Genomic DNA, 20022 nt, shown 5'->3' on the forward strand with positions numbered 1-20022 from the left:
TTCATGCCCACCTGGGATGTCCCGCCCTCGGCAGGACAGCGACGTCCGGGACCTTGACGCGGAGTGGTCTGAACCACTTACCGTGTCGGCCTCGATCCCACGTGGAGGTTCCCATGCCGAGAACCCGCAGGACAGCCTGTCTGGTCACCGGACTGGCCGTCGCCGGGCTGCTCGCCCCCGCCGCGCCGTCGGTGGCCGAGACGAAGCACGACCCCCCGATCCCTGCCCTCACCCCGCAGCCCCAGAAACTGGACGCCAACGGGCGCGCCCTCGACGTCCCCCGAACAGTCCGACTGGCGTTCGGTGACGACGTGGACGAGCCCACGCGTGAGCTCGTCACCGGCACGCTGAGGGACGCGGGAGCCAAGCGGATCGTAGAAGTCGACCTCGCTGAAGCCGAAGCCGAAGCCGAAGCCGAAGCCGAAGCCGAAGCCGGAGCCGAAGCCGGAGCCGAAGCCGAAGCAGACGTCGAAGCCGAAGCCGAAGCAGACGCCCAAGCCCGATCCCGAGCCCACGGCCTCACTGTCATCGTCGGATCCACCCGTGACAACAACGTTGTCAGCGCCCTTGAGGACGCCGGCGGTCAGGACCCGGGAAAGCACGCCGAGGGCTACGCGCTGGCGACGTCCGCCAAGTCCGGCACCGCCGTCCTCGCCGGTGTCGACGCGGACGGCACGTACTACGCGGCCCAGACCCTCAAGCAACTGACGCGGCACCGCTCCATCGCCGGTGTCTCCGTCACCGACCATCCGACGATGGCCCTGCGCGGCGCGATCGAGGGCTTCTACGGCTCGCCCTGGACGCACGAAGAGCGCATGGACCAACTCGCGTTCTACGGCGACGTCAAGATGAACACGTACATCTACGCGCCGAAGGACGACCCGTACCATCGCGAGAAGTGGCGCGAGCCGTACCCGGCGGACAAGCTGGCCGAACTCGGCGAGCTCGTCCGGCAGGCCACGGACCACCACGTCCGCTTCACGTTCGCCGTCTCGCCGGGCGAGTCGATCTGCTTCAGCGACGCAGCCGACCTGAAGGCCCTCGAGACCAAGCTGCGTTCGATGTACGACCTGGGCGTGCGGAGCTTCTCCGTACCCCTCGACGACATCCAGTACGGCGAGTGGAACTGCGACGCCGACCAGGCGAAGTACGGCGATCCCGGCCAGGAGGGCGCGGGCAGGGCGCAGGTCGAACTCCTCAACAGCGTGCAGGAGTTCCTCGCCGGGCTTGAGGGTACGAAGCCCCTCCAAATGGTGCCCACCGAGTACTGGGACGCCAAGGACACGGCCTACAAGACGCAGATCCGGGAGAACCTCGACCCGGACGTCGAGATCATGTGGACCGGCCCGGACGTCGTGCCGTTCGAGATCACCCGCGACGCGGCGGCCGACGCCGAGAAGGTCTGGGGACGCAAGGTCTTCCTCTGGGACAACTACCCGGTCAACGACTTCGGCCAGAGCGCGGGACGGCTCCACCTCGCGCCCTACGACAAGCGCGAGGCCGGCCTTGAGCAGGAGCTGTCCGGCATCGTCCTCAACCCGATGAACCAGGCGGCCGCTTCGAAGGTGGCCCTGTACGGTGGCGCCGACTTCAGCTGGAACAACGCCGACTACGACGCCCGGCGCGCCTGGCGGGCGTCCGCCTCGTATCTCGCCGACGGCTCGCCCGGCACGGCGAAGGCACTCCTTGCCTTCTTCGACACCCAGCACTACGGCTCGACGTTCACCGACCCGCCCAAGCCCTGGCAGCCGCAGGCCCCCGAACTCGACCGCAGGCTGAAGAAGTTCAAGACCGCCTGGGCCGAAAGCGACAGCGACGGCGACAGCGACGGCGACGGGGACCGCCGCAAGGCCCTGCGCGCACTGCGGGACTACGCCGACCTGCTGGCCGACGCCCCGCAGCGGATCCGCAGCGGGGTGTCCGACGAGGGCTTCGTCGCGGACAGCGAACCCTGGCTGAAGGCACTCGACCTGTGGGGCGACGCCCTCCTCGCGACTCTCGACGGCCTCAAGGCCCGGGCGGACGGCGACGACGCGCAGGCCGAGAAGCACTTCGCGTCCTCCGCGAAGCTCGCCGAGAAGGCCGCCGCCGTCATGCCCGACGAGGGTGAGACCCGCCCGGAGGGCCCCATCAAGGTCGCGGACGGCGTCCTGGACACCTTCCTGGCGGACGCGCCCAAGCTCTAGGATCACGCGCGGCGGGCTGCGCTGCGATGCGGCCCGCCGCGCGGATCACGGCAACACATCCGATGGCTCTCCGATGGCTCTCCGGCGGCTCTCCGATGGCTCCGATGAAGATGTGCAAGCGACAGGCGCGAAAGTCCAAGCCTTCGGCACCACCACTGCATTGACGCCCCTTCCGCGCCGCTTGAATCATCGGACCTCATGGCAGATGCTCGCTCCCTCTTCAAGCCCGGACCACGGTTGCGCCGCCGTCGCCTCGCAGCTGTCGCCACCGCCCTGCTTCTCACCGCACCCATCCCGGCGGCACAGGCCGCGCCCTCGACACCAAAACCGCCACCCCGCACCCTCCCCGCCCTGTCCAACTGGACACCGGGCAAGGAGAGTTACCGTTACGAGGACAGCACACGACTGGTCGCCCACGGTGCCCCCGCCCGGCGCGTCGCCACCACACTCGCCGAAGATCTCGGCGCCGCGGGCAAGGGCACCCCACCCGTCGTCGACGGCGCGGCGCGCCCCGGGGACATCGTGATCGGCGTCGACTCCCGGCGCACCCGGCTCGGCGCCGAAGGGTACGAACTCCGCTCCGGCACGCGCCTGACGATCACCGGGGCCGACGAGACCGGCGCCTTCTACGGCACCCGCACCCTCCTCCAACTGCTCGCCCGAGGGAACCAGGTCCCGGCCGGGCGGACCATCGACGTACCCCGATACAAGGAGCGCGGCGTAGGCGTCTGCGCCTGCTACATCCACATCACCACGGACTGGCTGGAGAACCTCGTCCGCGAGATGGCCTTCCGCAAGCAGAACCAGCTCCTGCTCGAACTGAAGGTGAAGAGCGACAAGCATCCGGAGGCCAACTCCTGGGGCTACTACACCAAGTCCGAGCTGCGCCGCCTCGTAGCCCTCGGCGAGAAGTACCACGTCACCATCGTGCCGGAGATCAACTCCCCGGGCCATATGGATCCCTGGCTGGAGAACCGGCCCGACCTGCAACTCGCCGACTCCGACGGCAAGTTGCAGCCCTCACGGCTCGACATCACCCAGGACGCGTCGTTCGACTACTACACGAGCCTGATCGACGAGTACGCGGAGGTGTTCACCGCCACGTCCTGGCACATGGGCGCCGACGAGTACATGCTCGGCTCCGACTTCGCCAAGTACCCGCAGATCCTCGCGTACGCGAAGAAGAAGTACGGCGAGAACGCCACCCCGCAGGACGCCTTCATCGACTTCGTCAACCGCGTCCACGCCTACACGGCGAAGAAGGGCAAGCACCTGCGCATCTGGAACGACGGCCTGACCGGCGCCAACACCGTACCCGTGGCGGCCGGGACCACCGTCGAGCACTGGCTCGACGTCCCGACCAAACCCAGCGAACTCCGCGCCCAGGGCCACCCGTTGATGAACGCCGCGTACTCCCTCTATCTCATCCGCGGCGGCTTCCACACCAACACCCGGAAGCTGTACGACGAGCAGTGGGACCCGCGCTCCTTCGAGGGCGAGAAGCTGGCCTCGCGCGACGGAATCACCGGCGCGAAGATCAGCCTGTGGCCCGACAACGGGCGAGGCGAGACCGAGAACGAGGTCGCGTCCGCCATGGCAGCTCCGCTGAACCACATCGCCCAGGTCGCCTGGGGAGACGCACACCCCGACCCGACCTACGCCGACTTCACCGAGCGCGCCAGGACCATCGGCCACGCACCCGGCGTACAGGACCTGACGCGGGTGCCGGTCACCGACGGAACGTACACGCTGCGCGACACCAAGGGCGCCACGAAGCCCGCCGACTTCGAGATCCGGCGCACCGCCGACGGCTACGTCACCCTGAAGAGCACCGCAGGCGGCAGGTGCCTGGAGACCCGCAGCGGCAAGCTCACCCTCAACGTCCCCCTGCAGCCGGGGACCGCCGTCACCGAGGAGACGTGCGACGCGAAGAACACCCTGCAGCGGTGGCGGTTGACGAAGACGGCCGGAGGCTATCGCCTCACCAACGCGATCACGCAGATGGCGGCGCATGTCACCGACGACGGACGGATCGTGCAGTACCCGGCCGACCAACAGGAGCCCGCTGTCTGGACGTTGACCGCTCGGACGACTGCCAAGCCCTGAGGGCCGGGCGTACGGCCTGCCGGTTGCGGAGGTCGACAGGCGGTGACCACGGCGAGCGTGACCTGGTCACCGCAAGGCCGAAGCTATTCCGGTGGCTCCGGTCACCACGCGTCGATGACCGGAGCCTCGGGTTCGTGCTGCCGCCAGGCCGCACTGAGACGCGCGATCCGGTCCGCGGCGGCGATGCCCTGCAAGCCCGCGACCTTGCCGTCGCTGACGTCGAACACCACGGCGCCCACCGCCCGGCCGTCGACCACCGCGATGACCGCCGGGGACCCGTTGACCCACGCGATATGCATCGCGAGCGAGCCACCGGCGAGCCGCCGCTTCGCGGGCGTGGCCCGGAAACCGGCCCGCACAAAGGAGGCCACCCGCTCACGCGTCGTGTACCGCAACAGCCGCTTGGCCAGCCCGGCGCCGTCCGACACCGCCGTCACATCGTCGGTGAGCAGCGCCACCAGCCGCTCGGTGCGCCCCGACACGGCGGCGGCGAGGAACTCCTCCACCACCTGGCGCGCGGACGCGGGGTCGGCCTCTCCGGCACGGCGACGCTCGGCCGCGACCCGGCTCCGGGCCCGGTGCGCGTGCTGCTGGCTCCCGGCCTCGCTGATGTCGAGGATCCCGGCGATCTCGGCATGGCTGTACGAGAAGGCCTCACGCAGGACGTAGACAGCCCGCTCGACGGGCGAGAGCCGCTCCAGGAGCAGCAGGACAGCCAAAGACACCGACTCACGCTGCACAAAGGTGTCGGCAGGGCCGAGCATCGGATCACCGTCGAGCAGCGGCTCGGGCAGCCAGGCACCCGCCACTCGCTCGTGGCGCGCCTGCGCGGAGCGCAGCCGGTCGAGGCAGAGACGGGTGGCCACCTTGGTCAGCCACGCCTCCGGCACCTCGACCCGTTCGCGGTCCGCGGCCTGCCAGCGCAGGAACGTGTCCTGCACGGCGTCCTCCGCGTCGGCGGCCGAGCCGAGCAGACGGTAGGCGAGCGAGGCCAGCCGGCCCCGACTCGCCTCGAACCGATCGATGTCCGCGCTGTCCATGCGCAGCAGCCTAGGCGGCGACCCGCACATCGGACCCGTCGGGCACGGTGGCCAGGCGGCGCCTGCGCTTCGGCATGCCGAAGGTCGGGTGGGCGATGCCGAACCCCGCCCCGTTGAGCACGCCCGCCTTGAGCCGCGCGGCGGCCCGGCCGCCCAGGTACCAGGACTTCGACCGGACGTCCCCGTCCACCATCTGGAAGATCGCGTCCCGCCGCCCGAGGCTGATGTGGTTGCCGTAGTACTTCAGCCCGACCGTCGGGACCTCCCCGCCCGTCAGCCGCGCGATGATCGCGGCGGTCGCCTGCATGTTGGTGAAGCCTGCCGAGGCGCACGACATCGGCAGCGGCCGGCCGTTCTCGCCGATCGCGTACGCACAGTCACCCGCGGCGTAGACGTCCGGGTGCGAGACCGAGCGCATGGTGCGGTCCACGACGATCTGACCGCTCTCCGCGACCTCCAGGCCACTGGAGGCGGCGATGGGGTGCACGGCGAACCCGGCCGACCACACCGTCACGTCGGCCGGGACGGACGTACCGTCTTCGGCGATCGCCCGGCCCGGCTCGACGGCCGCGACACCGGTGTACTCGTGGACGGTGACGCCGAGCCGGTCGAAGGCCCGGCGCAGATGGCGACGGGCCTTCGGGGAGAGCCAGGCACCCAGCTCCCCGCGGGCGGCGAGCGCGACCGAGAGATCGGGCCGGGACTCGGCGAACTCGGTGGCCGTCTCGATACCGGTCAGCCCCTCACCGACCACCAGCACGGTGCCGCCCGCGCCCAGGCGGCCAAGCCGCTCGCGCAGCCGCAGCGCCGAGGACCGGCCGGTCACATCGAAGGCGTACTCGACCACGCCGGGGACGCCCTGGTGCGCGACGGAGCTGCCGAGCGCGTAGAGAAGGGTGTCGTACGCGACCTCGGCGTCACCGTCCTCACCGGTCACGGCGACGGTCCTGCGCTCCGGGTCGACGCCGGTGACCTGCGCCAGACGCAGCCGTACCCCGGTGCCCGCGAACACGTCGGCGAGCTTGCGGACCGCGAGCTCCTGGCCGCTCGCGAGCTGATGGAGCCGCATCCGCTCCACGAAGTCGGGCCCGGCGTTGACGACGGTGATCTCGGTGTCGGCGGGGGAGAGGCGGCGGGCCAGGTTTCCGGCGGCGAAGGCCCCGGCGTATCCGGCGCCGAGTACGACGATGCGGTGCTTCATGGCGTTGCTCCTGTCTCGTTCGCGTGCCACTTGAACGAGACAGCCCCTCGATTGCTGACAGCACCTGTATGTGACCTGGACCACTCTCCGGTGGGGCCCCTGAGGGGAGTGGGCCGCCGTGGTCCACCCCCGGTACGTCACGCACCCGGTGGATTCTCAGGGTCGGGTCCGCCCGCGGTCCGATGCCGCGGGAGCTGCGTCCGGGCGAGATTGGCAGGCATGCGAACTCATACAACTCGCGCAACGCGCACAACCCGCACGAGTAGTACAACTCATACAGCGATGACTGCCGCGGCGGCGCTTGCTCTGTGCCTGGCCATCGGGGCAGGGACGGCCTGCTCACCCGCCACGGCATCCGATGCCCCACCCACCGCGCAATCCGCGACCGCCCGCACGGGCGTGCGCTTCGAGTTGCCGGAGCCGACGGGGCGGCAGCCGGTCGGGAGTACGGAACTCCATCTGGTCGACCATGACCGGCGCGACCCCTGGGTCACCGACAGGGAGCGGGAGTTGATGGTCAGCGTCTGGTACCCGGCGACCACGACGCGTGGCTGTCCACGCCGGCCGTACATGCCGCCCGGCGTCGCGCGCGCCCTGGACCAGTCGGGCTCCTTCGAGCTCGCCCGGCCCGGCGAGGTGGACTGGGCCGGCATCCGGACGGACGCGGCCAGGACCGCTCCGGTCGAGGGTCGCCGCGGCCGGCCGGTCGTGCTGTACTCGCCGGGCCTGCAGATCTCCCGGACGCTCGGCACGTCGACGGCGATGGAACTGGCAAGCCGCGGCTACGTCGTGGTCACCCTGGACCACACGTACGAGGCCCCCGCCGTGGAGTTCCCGGGCGGACGGATCGAGCGGCAGGTGCCGATGTCCGGGGACGAGGCGCTGAAGAAGATGCTGGACACCCGGGTGCGCGACACCCGCTTCGTCCTCGACCAGCTCGCCGTACTGCGGGCCGGCGGAAACCCGGATGCCGAGGGGCGCCGTCTGCCCGAAGGGCTGGGCCGAGCACTCGATCTGAGGCGGGTCGGGATGTACGGCCACTCGGGCGGCGGTGCCACCGCGGCGGAGACGATGCGTGTGGACCGCCTTATCGACGCGGGCATCAACATGGACGGCACACTCAAGTACAACGACGGCGAGTACCTTCCGGTGGCCGAGGAAGGGCTGGACCGTCCCTTCATGCTCATGGGCAAGGCGAGCCAGACACACCTGAACAACCCGTCCTGGCAGTCGTTCTGGGACCACTCGACCGGCTGGAAACGTGACTTGAGCCTGGAGCGGGGCAGCCACTTCAGTTACACGGACGCGCAGTCGTTCGTACCCGCACTGGACAAGCACCTGGACATTCCGGCAGAGCTCCGCGAGCGGTACGTCGGAACGGTGGACTCCGAGCGCAGCACCGCCGCCCAACGGGCCTACCTCACCGCGTTCTTCGACCAACACCTCCGCGGCCGCCCGCAGCGCTTGCTGACCGGGCCGTCCCCGTCCTTCCCGGAGATCAACTTCGTACGTTGAGCGCGGCGACGGCAGCGGATTCCACGCGGGCCGGGGGCAACGGGCTTCAACGAGCTGGTCGATGGGTGGTGTGGCCGGGCGGTCAGGCGGTCAGGCGGTCAGTTCGGTCTGTGCTGATGCCGGGGCGATGGGGGCGTGGCGCATGTACCACTCGGTTGCGAGCAGCCGCTCCCGTTCGTGCGGCGGAAGGCCGGCGATCACTCCGGGCAGGGCTCCCCGCTCCGCCTCGGAGCGATGCGCCAGCACTGCGGCGATCTTCTGCTCCATCCATGGGCGGACATCGACAGTCGCGGTGACCTGTTCGTCCGGGACGCTGTACACCGCCTTGCGCGCACCGATCACGTCTCTCAGCGCCGCGACGGCCGAATGCGGGTGTGTGGCCAGGTAAAGGGCATGTGGCTGCCAAGGCGCACCGGCATCGGGGTAGAGCTGTCCGAGCCCGGCCGCTTGAGCGGCCAGCACGGTCACCCGGTGGGTGTGCACATGATCCGGGTGGCCGGGCAGGCCGCCGTAGGCGTCATGGGTGACCATGATCTCCGGGCGGAATTCCCGGATGTGCCTCACCAGCCGCCGCACTGCCTCGTCGAGCGGTGCCTCGCAGAACCGCCTGCAGCCAGGGGCCGACTGCGGTACGCGCGCATCGGCGTAGCCGAGCATCCGCGGCTTGCCGGCGCCGAGGATTCCCAGCGCCTCCGCCAACTCGGCGGCCCGCAGGGTGTCCGCGGCCCAAGTCGCCGTGACGACCGCGGTGCGCGCGCCCGCCGCTGCGTGACGGGCCAGCACTCCGCCTGCCGACAATGACTCGTCGTCAGGGTGGGCGAAGACCGCGAGAAGGCTCGGCACGGACATGGACGGACCGCCTTCCAGCACGAGGGGGGCCTGATCGTACGTCACTCAAGGCGGCGCACTGCAGGCCTCGGCCTACCTGCGGCACCCGCTCATCGCGTACTTCGCCGCGGGCGGCGGACAGCGGATGTTGCGCGTCTGGACCGGCTCTGGCCCATGCGCAGAAGAAGCAGCATCATGTGCCCACGATGAGGCATCTACGCGCATAGTCGTGCGCGATAGACTCCCTCTACGAGCAAGGAGGAACAAGTGGCGGCACATGCGCGGTGGACCCGGCTGCTGGAGATTCTCAGCGACGAGGGCCGTGTCGACGTGCTCGACGCCGCCGAGCGACTGGGCTGCTCCGCCGCCACGATCCGGCGTGACCTGGACGAACTGGCCCGGCAGAACCTGCTCACCCGCACGCGAGGCGGCGCGGTGGTGAGTGCTGTCGCGTACGACCTGCCACTGCGCTACAAGGTGGCCCGCAAGGCCGATGAGAAGCAGCGCATCGCGAAGGCCGCCGCGGCACTGATCCCGTCGGGCTCGACCGTGGGCATCAACGGGGGTACGACGACGTCCGAGGTGGCGCGGGAACTGGCCGTACGGGCGGACCCCGCCGACGGGAGCGGCGGACCCGCACTGACCGTCGTGACCAACGCGATCAACATCGCCAACGAACTGGCGGTCCGCCCGCATGTGAAGCTCGTCCTCACCGGCGGAGTGGCCCGGCCGAACTCCTACGAGCTGGTGGGCCCGCTGGTGAACTCCGTCCTCCGCGCCCTGGCACTGGACTACACGATCCTTGGTGTGGACGCCGTTCACCCGCGCATCGGAGCAGCGACCCACGACGAGTCGGAGGCCGGTGCCAACCGCGCCCTCGCCGAGTGCGCGAGCGAGGTGATCGTCGTGGCCGACTCGTCCAAACTGGGGCGCCGGGCCTTCGCCCTGGTGTGCGAGTTGAGCGCCGTGTCGGTTCTGGTGACGGACAAGGACGCGCCCGACGGGATCGTCGAAGAGATCTCCAGTCGGGGCATCGAGGTGTTGCGCGTGTGACGCAGGTGCCCGCTGTCTCCCCTCACGGGTGGGTGGACGCGAGATGTGCGCCTGCACGTATCAACACCGCACCCCCAAGCCCCCGCTCAGGACCTGGAGGAGGCGGGCCACCTCGGTGGCGACGGTGTCGCGAGCGGGGCCGAGGTACTTGCGGGGATCGGCCACGTGGGGATCAGCCTCCAGGTGGCTGCGGACAGCCTGGGTGAATGCCTTGTTCAGATGCGTGGAGACATTCACCTTCGTCATGCCCGCGCCGATGGCCCTGACGAGGTCAGTGTCGCCGACCCCGGACGAGCCGTGCAGCACGAGAGGGACACGCACGGCGTCACGCAACCGCGTGATGAGCGGGAAGTCGAGGACGGCGTCACGGGTGAGCATCGCGTGGGAACTCCCCACCGCCACGGCGAGGGCGTCGACGCCCGTGGCCGCGACGAAGGCGCGCGCCTCGTCCGGGTCCGTGCGTACGCCCGGTGCATGCGCCCCGTCCTTGCCGCCGACCTCACCGAGCTCCGCCTCCACCCACACGTTCCGGCTGCGGCAGTACTCCGTGATCTCGCGGGTGGCCGCGACGTTCTCGTCGTACGGGAGTTTCGCCGCGTCGAACATGACGGACGTGAACCCGAGAGCGACGGCCTCGTGCACGAGGCCGGCCGATTCGGCATGGTCGAGATGGACGGCGACCGGGACGCTTGCCGCCCGCGCCACGGCGATCGACGCCAGCCCGATCGGTTCGACGGAGCCGTGGTACCGGGCGGTGTTCTCGCTGATCTGGAGGATCACCGGCCGCCCCGCGGCTTCGGCCCCCCGTACGATGGCGTGGGCGTGTTCGATCTGTACGACGTTGAACGCGCCGACTCCGATCGTCTTCTCGCGGGCGTCGAGAGCGATGTCAGCGGTGGGCGTGATCGTCATGAACTTCCTTCAGGGATACGGCCGTACGGAGTCGGCGACAGGTGTCGGCGCGGAATGCCCCGGCCACCGGGGCCGGGACGGCAGCCGCTGAACGGGTCACGGTACGAGTTCGACGGAGCGCGAGGTGAACTCGGCCCACTCTGGCGGTTGTACGAGTGGTCCGGCCTGGTTGAAGACGGTCGCGTCGCCGTCGTCGCGGGAGACGACGGTCAGCGTGCGTCGCAGGTCGCCCGCGACAGGGACGAGCTCCTCCGCCAGACCGGCCGACCGCAGCTCATTGCGCAGGAGCCTCCCGGTGGGGCCGCCGCAGAGCCCAGTCACCACGGTGGGCTGCCCCAGGGCTGACAGCACGCGGGCGACGACACATGTCACATCAAGGGCGGCGTTGAGCGTGACGGTGACCATCAAGGGGAAGAGACCTCCGCTCCGGCGGGGATGCCGGTCACCCCGGTCACGGCGTCCCACGCGAGCAGCCCGGCCCCCAGGCATCCGGCCTGGTCGCCCAGTTCCGCGCGTACGAGGAGTGGGCGTCGCTGGAACGTCAGGCGGTCGGCCAGACGCTTACGGATCGGGTCCAGGAGGAGGTCGCCCGCTTCGGCGAGACCACCGCCCACCACGATCAACTCCGGCGCGAGCAGGGTCGATACGGTCGCGAAGGCCGTCGCCAGGGTGTCGACCGCCCGGTTCCAGACGCTGAGCGCGTGCGGATCGCCCTGCGCCACGAGGGCCGCCACCTCGTCGGCGCCCTCGACCGGACGCCCCGACCGGACCGTGAACGCCGTGGCTATCGCCGCCGCGGTCGCCACCGTCTCCACGCATCCGCGGACACCGCAGCCACACACGGCGCCGTCCGGATCGGAGACGAGGTGCCCCAGTTCCCCGACGAAGCCCCCGCCCCGCACGGGCCGCCCGTCGCTGATGACGGCGGCCGAGACACCTGTCCCGATCGCGACGAAGAGCACATCCCGAGCACCGCGAGCGGCCCCGAGGACCCGCTCGGCGTTCCCGCCCGCGCGTACGTCGTGCCCGAGCGTCACGGGAATCCCCGTGCGTTGTTCGAGGACGGCGCCGAGCGGGAGGTCACGCCAGCCGATGGTGGCCGAGTAGACGGCGCGGGCCTGGTTCTCGTCCACGATGCCGGGAACGGCGACGCCCGCCCGCAGGACCGTGGACCCCATGGCGGCAGCCCGCTCGGCGAGCGAGCCGAGCACGGCCGCCATGTGTCCGACCACCGCGTCGGGTCCGTGGGCACGGTGCGTCGGACGGCGCAGCGTGAACAGGGGGCGCATCCGGCGGTCAAGGAGCGCCCCCTTCATCCCCGTGCCGCCCACGTCCAGGGCGATCACGCACGCGTGGGCGCGGTCAGGCATCCCGGTTGTCCAGGACGACGGACCGGGTGAGGTTCCGGGGCCGGTCGGGGTCGTAGCCGCGCGCCTCGGCGAGCGCGACGGCCAGGCGCTGGGCCCGGATCAGGTCGGCCAAGGGGTCCAGCTCTCCGGACACGCTCCGGGATCCGGCGACGAGGGTGCCGCCGACCCGAGCGACGTCGTCGTCCAGCCCCTGCGGCAGCGAGCCGAACATCCATGTCACGCGGCCCGGCCCGGTGATGCTGATCGGACCGTGCCGATACTCCATGGCCGGATAGGCCTCGGTCCACGCTCCGGCGGCCTCGCGCATCTTCAGCGCCGCCTCCAGCGCCAGCCCGTAGGTCCAGCCGCTTCCCAGGAAGGTGAACTGCTCGGCGCCGGTCAACTCGGCGTCCAGCGGCGCGAGTACGGCCCGTTCGGCGTCCTGGGCCGCCTGGGCAAGAGTCCGCACGCCCGCCGGCAGGGCGTTCTCCGTTTCGAGATGCGCGCGCAGCAGCGCCAGTACGGTGGTGGCGAAGCGGGTCTGCACCACCGACTCCTCGTCGGCGAAGTCAAGGACGACCACGGAGTCGGCCGCCGCCATCACCGGAGTGGCGGGATCTGCCGTGAGCGCGACGGAAGGCACCAGCCCGCGGACTCGGCCGAGCAGGTCCAGCACTTCGGTCGTGGTACCGGACCGGGAGATCGCCAGGATCCGGTCGTAACCGCGCCCAGTGGGGAACTCCGAAGCCGCGAAAGCGTCCGTCTCCCCATGGCCGCCGCTCTCGCGCAACGCCGCGTACGCCTGGGCCATGAACCAGGAGGTGCCGCAGCCGACGACCGCGACGCGCTCGCCGCGACGGGGCAGCTCGGCGGCGTGCTGAGCGAGCGACGCGCCGGCCTGCCGCCAGCAGCCGGGCTGGGAGGCTGTCTCGGCGGCGGTGCGGGAGGTGTGGGAGGTGCGGGAGCTGTGGGTATCGGGCATGCAGGACTCCTTCGGAACGGTTCGAGCAGACCAGCCCATTTGCCACGTGGTGAGCGCTGGCAGGCCCTGACCTGTGTGGACCCTCTGTCGCGAGACTGCGTGAACAAAGGCAGTGCCTGCATCATAATGATTGAAACACCGCCGTGGTGCACAGATTCGCGCACTCAGTAGCTGTCAGGCCCCGCGGGGCGGCGGCCGTGGCAGGCACAGCTGTGAGCAGTGCGGTGGTGCCACAGGACCGTGCGCTCTGCGGGTGGCTGCGACCACTTCTGCACGGCCGGCCTGCGCCAACTGAACCTGACAACGGGGGAGTTGTACTGGGCCAACACCGTGGCCGCCCCTGCCACTCCTCCTACGCGGGGCCGTCCCGAGGTGCCCACGCCGGGAGGCCTCTGGCTCCTGCGTGGAGAAGCTGGACCGCGGTAGGACTGTGAGCCTGCCCATATGACCTCACGCACATGCTATCGGCGGTAGTAGAGGCGCGCCGGAGGCCGTGCGGGCGTTGAGGCATCGGGGACCGCAGGGGCGGGGGCCCGCTGCGTACCGGGGTAGTACGTCACATCTTTGCGCCCTTCCCTCGTGGGCGCTAACCCTGGCTGTCGTTTCCGGGACAACCGGAGCAATCGGGCAGATTCGCCCGGTCACCCATGACGTACGCATTGGAGCTTGATCCTGATGGCCAGCACGCAGACGAAGACCCGCGCCGGCCGCACCGCGCGATTCCGCAAGATCTCTGTCGCCGGGATAGCCACCGTGGGAACCGCGGCCGCCGCCCTCACACTGATCCCCTCGCCCGCTCAGGCCGCCGAGCCGACGGCACCCACCGTTCCGGCGTCGAAGGCCGCAGCAGCGGCGGCCGAGAAGAGCTACCCCGAAAATCTCGACGGCTGGATCCGAGAGTCCCTCGACATCATGAAGGCCAAGGGGATCCCGGGCAGCTACGAGGGGCTGCACCGCAACATCATGCGCGAGTCCGCCGGTGACCCCAACGCGCAGAACGGCTGGGACATCAACGCCCAGAACGGCACCCCGTCCAAGGGGCTGCTCCAGGTGATCCAGCCGACGTTCGACGCGTACCACGTCGCCGGAACGCCGAACGACCTGACCGACCCCGTAGCCAACATCACCGCGGCCGCCAACTACGCCGCCGACAAGTACGGTTCGATTGACAACGTCGACTCCGCGTACTGAGCCACCGGGTCGACGAACAGGGCAGCGCTTGCGAGCGTCTCACAGACATACTCGGCGGGGCGGGCCGCGGCCATCCCGGCGAGGCGGCACACCTGCGTGTGGTTGTGGTTGTGGTTGTGGTTGCGGGGCCGGGGGCCCAGCCACCGAGTGGACACTGTTGACGTGCCCGTCCCACGTCCTGCGTCCGCCGCCACGCGACTCAGGCACGCAGAAGGGTCCGGGAGCTCCGAGCTCCCGGACCCTTCGCGATGCGGCGGGGGGTTACAGCGGCAGCGCGCCACCGAGCACCGCGTCGGTGGGCAGTCCGCCCTTGGTGAGCTTGTCGACCGGGATCCCGCTCACGCCCAGGCCGTCCGTGGTCAGCGCGCCATTGACCGGGCCGGTCGGCAGCTCGCCGTTGGTGAGGGGGCTCGTCGGGGCATCGCCGGCGCTGGCGGTACCGGCGGCGCCGACGATGGCAGCGGCGGCTACGACTGCAGTGGCGAGTGTGGCGCGGATGCGCATGGGTTCTCCTTGATCGGTGACCTGTCACAGGAGCTAACGATGCCGTGATCGCGGGGAAACTCTTCAGCTTTTCACCGGTCAGCCCGCGTACGCCGACGGCCGTCGTCCCTGCCCCTATGCCTGGTGCGGGCGCGCGCTCACTTCTGCTCGGTCCAGACCGTCAGCTTTCCCGTCGCGCTGGGCAGATCGTCGTACTGGCTGGTGTTGGGCGTGAGCGCGGTGATCTCCAGCAGGGCGAGTCTGCCCTTCGTGGTCCGGGTGCACAGCAGGTCGCCGACCTCGATGTGGTCGGTGAACTGCTCGCCCGGGATCTCCGAGGGCAGCGGGTTCGTCTGTGCCGCCCGCAGGCATTCCTCGGGGGACCGCCCGGCGCTCTTGCCCGTGGTGGTCGTGAACTCCCAGCCGTCCCGTTCGGAGACGCTGCTGATGAGGAGTTCGTCGTTGTCGTAGTCGGCGTCCTGGGTGTCGACCTGGGGTCCGTCGTAGTCGACGCCGGGGCCGGACGAGGAGCTGCCGGAGGGCGCGGGCAGGGCGAGTTCGCGGTCCTCGACGACGGCCTTGAAGGCGGGCTTCGGCGCTGCCGGGTCGCCGGAATCGGACGGTCCGGGCTTCTCCTGGTCCTTGCCTTGATCTTTGCCCTGGTCCTGGTTCTCGTCCTGGTCCGAGGTCCCCGTGCCGTCGGCGGTGGCGTTCCCGCGCTGGTCGTCCGAGGGGCGGCGCTCCGAATCCTCCCAGTAGCCCGCGATTCTGGACTGGAAGAACTGCACGGCCAGGATCAGTGCGGCCAACGCGGCGAGAGTCGTCAGCGCGACCTTGATGATGTGCCCGGCCGTGGCCGTGGCCGTTGCCTTCGCCGTCCCAGTTGCTGGCGCGGTTGTCGGCGCCGATGTCGGCGCCTTTCCCGTGACGGGTGCCTGCGCGTCACCGTCCGGGTCCGCGGACCGATTCCCGGAGTGCCACGGCCGGTCGCCCGAGGGCCTACGCTCACCGCCGGCGGGCCCCGCACCGCCCGCACTCGCCGCGCCCGGCGCCCGTGCCGCCCCCGCGCCGCCGCGTACCAGCGCGAGGGACCCCGTCGTCCCCACGGAACGCCGCCGTGGGCGCGGTAGGCCGCGGCGGTGCAGCGCGCGGTCGACGTGCAGGTGGATGTCGTCGAGCGTGAGTGGTTCGGGTCGGCCGAGCGCGTCGAGCAGGGCGCCGGTGAACGCGGTGTGGCGTTCCCCCTCGGGCGCGTGGGAGGGGGCGGTCGACGTCGTGGACGTCAGGGTGTACGTGCCGGCCACCTCGGTCTGCCCGAGGGCCAGGCCCGTCGGTTCGGACATCGCCGAGACCGCCTGCCCCGAGAAGCAGCAATCGAGCAGCAGCACACGGGAGTCGGCCAGGGCGCCGCCCACCCGGTTCTTGATCAGCTCGATCGAGACCGCGGAGTAGGGGACCTGCTCGGGGTCGGCGTCGGTCTGCGGCAGCGAGAGGTGCAGTCGGCCAAGGTCGTCCTGCAGGCCGTGTCCGGCGTAGTACACGAGCAGCAGATCGGTCGCCTCCTGTGCCGCCCAGGACAGCGCGGCGCCGACCGCGGACGCGTCCGCCGGGTCCGCCACCGCGAGGCAGTGCTCGGGGGCAAGCAGCCCGTGCTCCGGGTCGGTCAGTACGTCCCGTAACGCCGACAGGTTCGCCCCGACCGCGGGCAGGTCAGGAAGGTGCGGGTCCGTGAAGCGCCCGGTGCCGATGAGCACCGCCCGGCTGGCACGCCCGTCGGGAAAGTGACGCCCCGTCATTCACCCTGCCCATCGGCCGGGTCGAACAGTTCCTGGGCCCGGCGGATGACGGCTTCCGGGTCGGCGGCCCGCTTGATGTCCAGGCTGACCTTGCGGCCGTCGCCGGACTCCAGACTGACGGTGACATCGGAGCGTCGGCTGGTGATCCAGGAGCACAGCGGGGCCACCAGCCCGGCCACCCCGCCCGTACCGAGCAGAATGGTCAACACGTCGACGGACGCGCCCATCTGGCCCGGCCGGGGAGGGGCGAACGAGCCGCGGACCCGGCCTCGCAGGGCGTCGTCGGACGACAGCCACTGCTGGAGCGACCGCAGCTCGGCCGAACCGTCCCCACCGTCCGGCCCGTCCACGCTGAGTCGCAGCTCCCCGACAGCCGACATGCCGTGCCCTCCCCGTAGTTGGCGTGCCCTGGTGGCCACCGCGAAGGGGGCCGCCACGGGCTCGTTGCAGCAGCCATTTTGGCATGAACGGATCCCCCATTACGGGGCCAGCGCCCGCTGTTGGGACCGTCCACCTCCGCAAGGCCCGGACGGCCTCGGCCCACCAGCAGGCCAAGGGCTCCTCGCCGTCACCGCCCTCGCCACGGCAAATACCGGGCGGGAAAAGCTCAGATGACCTCCGGTCAGGTGTCGAGGCCGTCGATCAGGCGGTTGAGGAATCGGGTGAACGTTGCTTCGGGGGCCAGGGCGCGCCCCGGGGCGGCGAGGGCTTCGGCGAGTTCCGGGTGGCGGCCGTCCGCGGCGACTCTGGCGAGGTAGCGGGCTTCGGCTGCGGCCCGGTCCGGTGATCGGGAGGCGGCGGCCTGTGCGATCTCGTGGGTGACGTGCCCCGCGACGAACGCGGTGAGTTGGGCGAAGATCTCCAGCTTCGCCGCACCGTCCAGTCCGGTGGGCCGCAGGGCGGCGAGTGCGCGTTCCAGGAAGGCCAGGGTGTGGGGTCCGGGGGCGCGGCGCGTGGACAGCGCGGCGGGCAGCCAGGGGTGTCGCAGCATGAGAGTGCGCTGCAGACGGGCGATGTCCTTCAGGTCGGCGCGCCAGTCGCCGGTGGGCGGGGCCGCAGTCGGCAGTTCGCCGCTGACATGATCAACCATCAGGTTCAGCAGCGTCTCCTTGTCGGGGGCGTAGCTGTAGAGCGTCATGACGCCTGCGCCGACCTGCGCGGCGACCTTCCGCATGGTGACCGCTTCGAGCCCTTCCGCGTCCGCCAACTCGACGGCGGCCGCGGTGATCGCCTCGCGGCTGTACGCAGGCTTGCGGCCTCTGCGCGGCGCTGCCGAAGTCAGCCAGAGCCACTGGGGATCGACGCCCGGGGCGTCGGCGCCCGCGTCGTGGGGCGGCATGGTCCACGCTCCTTACCGTCCATCGCGGGGCCGTTGTGGTCCTCAGTCAAACATCAACAGGCAGACATCAACAGTCAAACATCCCTTATTCTCGTACAGCGTACGGAATAAAGGAGTGGTGCACGATGACACCTGGCACGCACGGTCCCGCACCGGGGACGACCTGGGCACCGCCTCCCGGGAAGCCGCCACTGGCCGCACGGATGATGAGGGCGACGTGGCGCCAACTCCCGGCAAAACGGCACGACGTCGGGTGGGAGCCCGGCCTGAAGGTGCCGGCCGCCGACGGCAGCCCGCTCGTCACCGACCACTACTTCCCGCGCACCGAGGGAAACTTCGCCACCCTCCTGGTGCGCTCGCCCTACGGCCGGGGCCTGCCGTGGTCGCCCATGTACGGCCTGCTCTTCGCCGAACAAGGCTTCCACGTAGTCGTGCAGAGCTGCCGCGGCACCGGCGGTTCGGGAAGCACCTTCGACCTGTGGCGCAACGAGGCCCCTGACGGCCAGGCCACAGTCGCCTGGCTGCGCGAGCAGCCCTGGTTCAACGGAACACTCGGGACCGTCGGCCCCAGCTATCTCGCCTACGTGCAATGGGCGCTCGCCCTGGAACCGCCGCCGGAACTGAAGGCGATGGTCGTGCAGGTCGGCCTGCACGATCCCCATGCCCTGTTCCACGCGCCGGGTGCGCTACGCCTGGAGAACGCACTCGCCGTCGGCGTCGGCATGACCTATCAGCACCAGGGCATGGCACGCTTCCTGAGATCGACCCTGCGCCTGCAACGCCACCTGCCTGAAGTCACCACCGCACAGCCCCTGCGCGGAGCGTACGTCCCGGCCCTCGGGGGAGAAGTGCCCTGGCTCGACGACGTGATGACACATCCGGACCCCGAGGACACGTACTGGCGCGGCGCGTCACTGGCCAAGGCGACGGAGCAACTCGACGTACCCACGAGCCTGATCACCGGCTGGCACGACGCGCTGCTCGACCAAACCCTCGAACAGTACGACCGACTGCGCCAGGCCGGATGCGAGACCTCCCTGCTCATCGGCCCCTGGACCCACACCTCCGCCTTGCAGCGGGGATGGCCCGAGGTGTTCACCGAGAGCCTCGCCTGGCTGCGCGCCCACCTGTACGACGAGCCCTCAGGGCTCCGTCCGGCCAGGGCGCGCGTGCACATCGGAGGCGAAGACATCTGGCAGGACCTCGACCACTGGCCGCCCCCCACCACGGCCACGCGGTGGTTCCCCACCGAGCAGGGACACCTCACCCAGCAGGCTCCGACCGACTCCGCACCACTGACGTCCCTCTGCTACGACCCACGCGACCCCACCCCGTCCCTGGGAGGCCCTCTCCTCTCCCGTACCGCGGGCCCTCGCGACAACGACAGCGTGGAGGCGCGGCAGGACGTACTGACCTTCACCAGCGCTCCGCTCACCGAGCCCTTGGACATCCTCGGGCCGGTCTCCGCGCGGCTGACCGTCTCCACGGACACCGGCCACGCCAACGTCTTCAGCCGCCTCTGCGACGTGGACACCCAAGGCCGCTCCGTCAACGTCTGTGACGGGCTGGGCCGGTTGGAGACCGATGGGCAGGCGTCCTCGCAGATCACCGTGCCGATGAGCTCCAGCGCCCACCGCTTCGCCGTCGGCCACCGCCTCCGCTGGCAGATCAGCGGAGGCGCCCATCCGCGCTACACCCGCAACCCCGGCAACGGGCAGTCACCGGTGGACGCCACGAGCTTCACACCCGTGCACATCACGTTCCACGCGGACTCCGCCTTGACGCTTGCGGTACGTGCACACAGCGCCGGGCTCAGTCCGGCAAGGACCGGCTGATTGGGCAGAGCGCGCGCTTCTGTTCGGAGGAGTCGCCGAAGTTGATGGCGTGTCCGACAAGGGAACGTCCGGGCGATACTTAAGTTCGGCGCATGTCAGACAATTCGAATGGCCCGGTGGCTCCTCCTCCGCCCACCATCCGCACCACGTCCGCTTCCGCTTCCGCTTCCGCTTCCGCCTCCGCTTCCGCTTCCGCTTCCGCTTCC

At 70.4% G+C, this 20022-nt stretch carries 17 protein-coding genes; 6 read left to right on the plus strand and 11 right to left on the minus strand.

The features are described from left to right. Positions 1–113: 113 nt before the first annotated feature. Both QIT00_RS24360 and QIT00_RS24365 read left to right on the plus strand, forming a co-directional pair. Entirely contained in the window at positions 114–2186 is a 2073-nt protein-coding gene (locus tag QIT00_RS24360) for a beta-N-acetylhexosaminidase family protein (protein WP_282537509.1), read from the plus strand. A 198-nt stretch (positions 2187–2384) separates the two neighbouring features. Next, a complete protein-coding gene (locus QIT00_RS24365) occupies positions 2385–4292 on the plus strand; it encodes a family 20 glycosylhydrolase (protein WP_282537510.1) in 1908 nt (635 codons plus the stop codon). A 101-nt stretch (positions 4293–4393) separates the two neighbouring features. On the opposite strand, the gene QIT00_RS24370 is transcribed toward QIT00_RS24365, so the two are convergent. Both QIT00_RS24370 and QIT00_RS24375 read right to left on the minus strand, forming a co-directional pair. Beyond that, positions 4394–5332, minus strand: coding sequence for a sigma-70 family RNA polymerase sigma factor (locus QIT00_RS24370; protein ID WP_282537511.1), 939 nt, complete (start codon positions 5330–5332; stop codon positions 4394–4396). Between the two features lie 10 nt (positions 5333–5342). After that, a complete protein-coding gene (locus QIT00_RS24375) occupies positions 5343–6533 on the minus strand; it encodes an NAD(P)/FAD-dependent oxidoreductase (protein WP_282537512.1) in 1191 nt (396 codons plus the stop codon). Between the two features lie 282 nt (positions 6534–6815). Between QIT00_RS24375 and QIT00_RS24380 the strand changes: the two genes are divergently transcribed. Next, entirely contained in the window at positions 6816–8048 is a 1233-nt protein-coding gene (locus tag QIT00_RS24380; protein ID WP_282537513.1) for an alpha/beta hydrolase family protein, read from the plus strand. Positions 8049–8138: 90 nt separating this feature from the next. Here the strand turns inward: QIT00_RS24380 and QIT00_RS24385 are convergent, their stop codons facing one another. Then, complete coding sequence (locus QIT00_RS24385; RefSeq protein WP_282537514.1) at positions 8139–8897, minus strand: PIG-L family deacetylase; 759 nt, start codon at positions 8895–8897, stop codon at positions 8139–8141. 246 nt (positions 8898–9143) lie between these two features. Between QIT00_RS24385 and QIT00_RS24390 the strand changes: the two genes are divergently transcribed. Beyond that, a complete protein-coding gene (locus tag QIT00_RS24390) occupies positions 9144–9929 on the plus strand; it encodes a DeoR/GlpR family DNA-binding transcription regulator (protein ID WP_282537515.1) in 786 nt (261 codons plus the stop codon). A gap of 60 nt (positions 9930–9989) precedes the next feature. Here the strand turns inward: QIT00_RS24390 and QIT00_RS24395 are convergent, their stop codons facing one another. The 4 genes from QIT00_RS24395 to QIT00_RS24410 all read right to left on the minus strand — a co-directional run bounded on the left by QIT00_RS24395 (position 9990) and on the right by QIT00_RS24410 (position 13172). Next, the gene (locus QIT00_RS24395) at positions 9990–10841 is read right to left on the minus strand and encodes a class II fructose-bisphosphate aldolase (RefSeq protein WP_282537516.1); all 852 of its coding nucleotides are present in this window, start codon (positions 10839–10841) and stop codon (positions 9990–9992) included. Between the two features lie 96 nt (positions 10842–10937). After that, positions 10938–11246, minus strand: coding sequence for a 1-phosphofructokinase family hexose kinase (locus QIT00_RS24400; RefSeq protein WP_282537517.1), 309 nt, complete (start codon positions 11244–11246; stop codon positions 10938–10940). Next, the gene (locus QIT00_RS24405) at positions 11246–12211 is read right to left on the minus strand and encodes an ROK family protein (protein ID WP_282537518.1); all 966 of its coding nucleotides are present in this window, start codon (positions 12209–12211) and stop codon (positions 11246–11248) included. Before QIT00_RS24405 ends, QIT00_RS24400 begins: the two co-directional genes overlap by 1 nt. After that, positions 12204–13172: an SIS domain-containing protein gene (locus tag QIT00_RS24410; protein WP_282537519.1), complete on the minus strand. Its 969-nt coding sequence runs from the start codon at positions 13170–13172 to the stop codon at positions 12204–12206. Before QIT00_RS24410 ends, QIT00_RS24405 begins: the two co-directional genes overlap by 8 nt. Before the next feature lie 675 nt (positions 13173–13847). Here QIT00_RS24410 and QIT00_RS24415 point away from each other — a divergent pair. Continuing rightward, positions 13848–14363 (plus strand): transglycosylase SLT domain-containing protein, encoded by a 516-nt coding sequence (locus QIT00_RS24415; protein WP_282537520.1) that lies wholly within the window; start codon positions 13848–13850, stop codon positions 14361–14363. 261 nt (positions 14364–14624) lie between these two features. On the opposite strand, the gene QIT00_RS24420 is transcribed toward QIT00_RS24415, so the two are convergent. The 4 genes from QIT00_RS24420 to QIT00_RS24435 form a co-directional block, all read right to left on the minus strand. Further along, on the minus strand, positions 14625–14867 hold the full coding sequence (locus QIT00_RS24420) for a hypothetical protein (RefSeq protein WP_282537521.1): 243 nt from the start codon (positions 14865–14867) through the stop codon (positions 14625–14627). Positions 14868–15004: 137 nt separating this feature from the next. Beyond that, positions 15005–16642: a caspase family protein gene (locus QIT00_RS24425; protein ID WP_282537522.1), complete on the minus strand. Its 1638-nt coding sequence runs from the start codon at positions 16640–16642 to the stop codon at positions 15005–15007. Beyond that, entirely contained in the window at positions 16639–17022 is a 384-nt protein-coding gene (locus QIT00_RS24430; protein ID WP_282537523.1) for an effector-associated constant component EACC1, read from the minus strand. The genes QIT00_RS24425 and QIT00_RS24430 overlap by 4 nt, the downstream gene beginning before the upstream one ends. A gap of 242 nt (positions 17023–17264) precedes the next feature. Next, a complete protein-coding gene (locus tag QIT00_RS24435) occupies positions 17265–17981 on the minus strand; it encodes a TetR/AcrR family transcriptional regulator (protein ID WP_282537524.1) in 717 nt (238 codons plus the stop codon). Between the two features lie 125 nt (positions 17982–18106). On the opposite strand from QIT00_RS24435, the gene QIT00_RS24440 reads away from it, so the two are divergent. Further along, positions 18107–19816 carry a CocE/NonD family hydrolase gene (locus tag QIT00_RS24440; protein ID WP_408909842.1) on the plus strand — a complete coding sequence of 570 codons (1710 nt, stop codon included), beginning with the start codon at positions 18107–18109 and terminating at the stop codon, positions 19814–19816. The last annotated feature ends 206 nt before the right edge of the window (positions 19817–20022 follow it).

This window comes from Streptomyces luteolus, from assembly GCF_029968015.1.
Classification (GTDB): Bacteria; Actinomycetota; Actinomycetes; order Streptomycetales; family Streptomycetaceae; genus Streptomyces; species Streptomyces luteolus.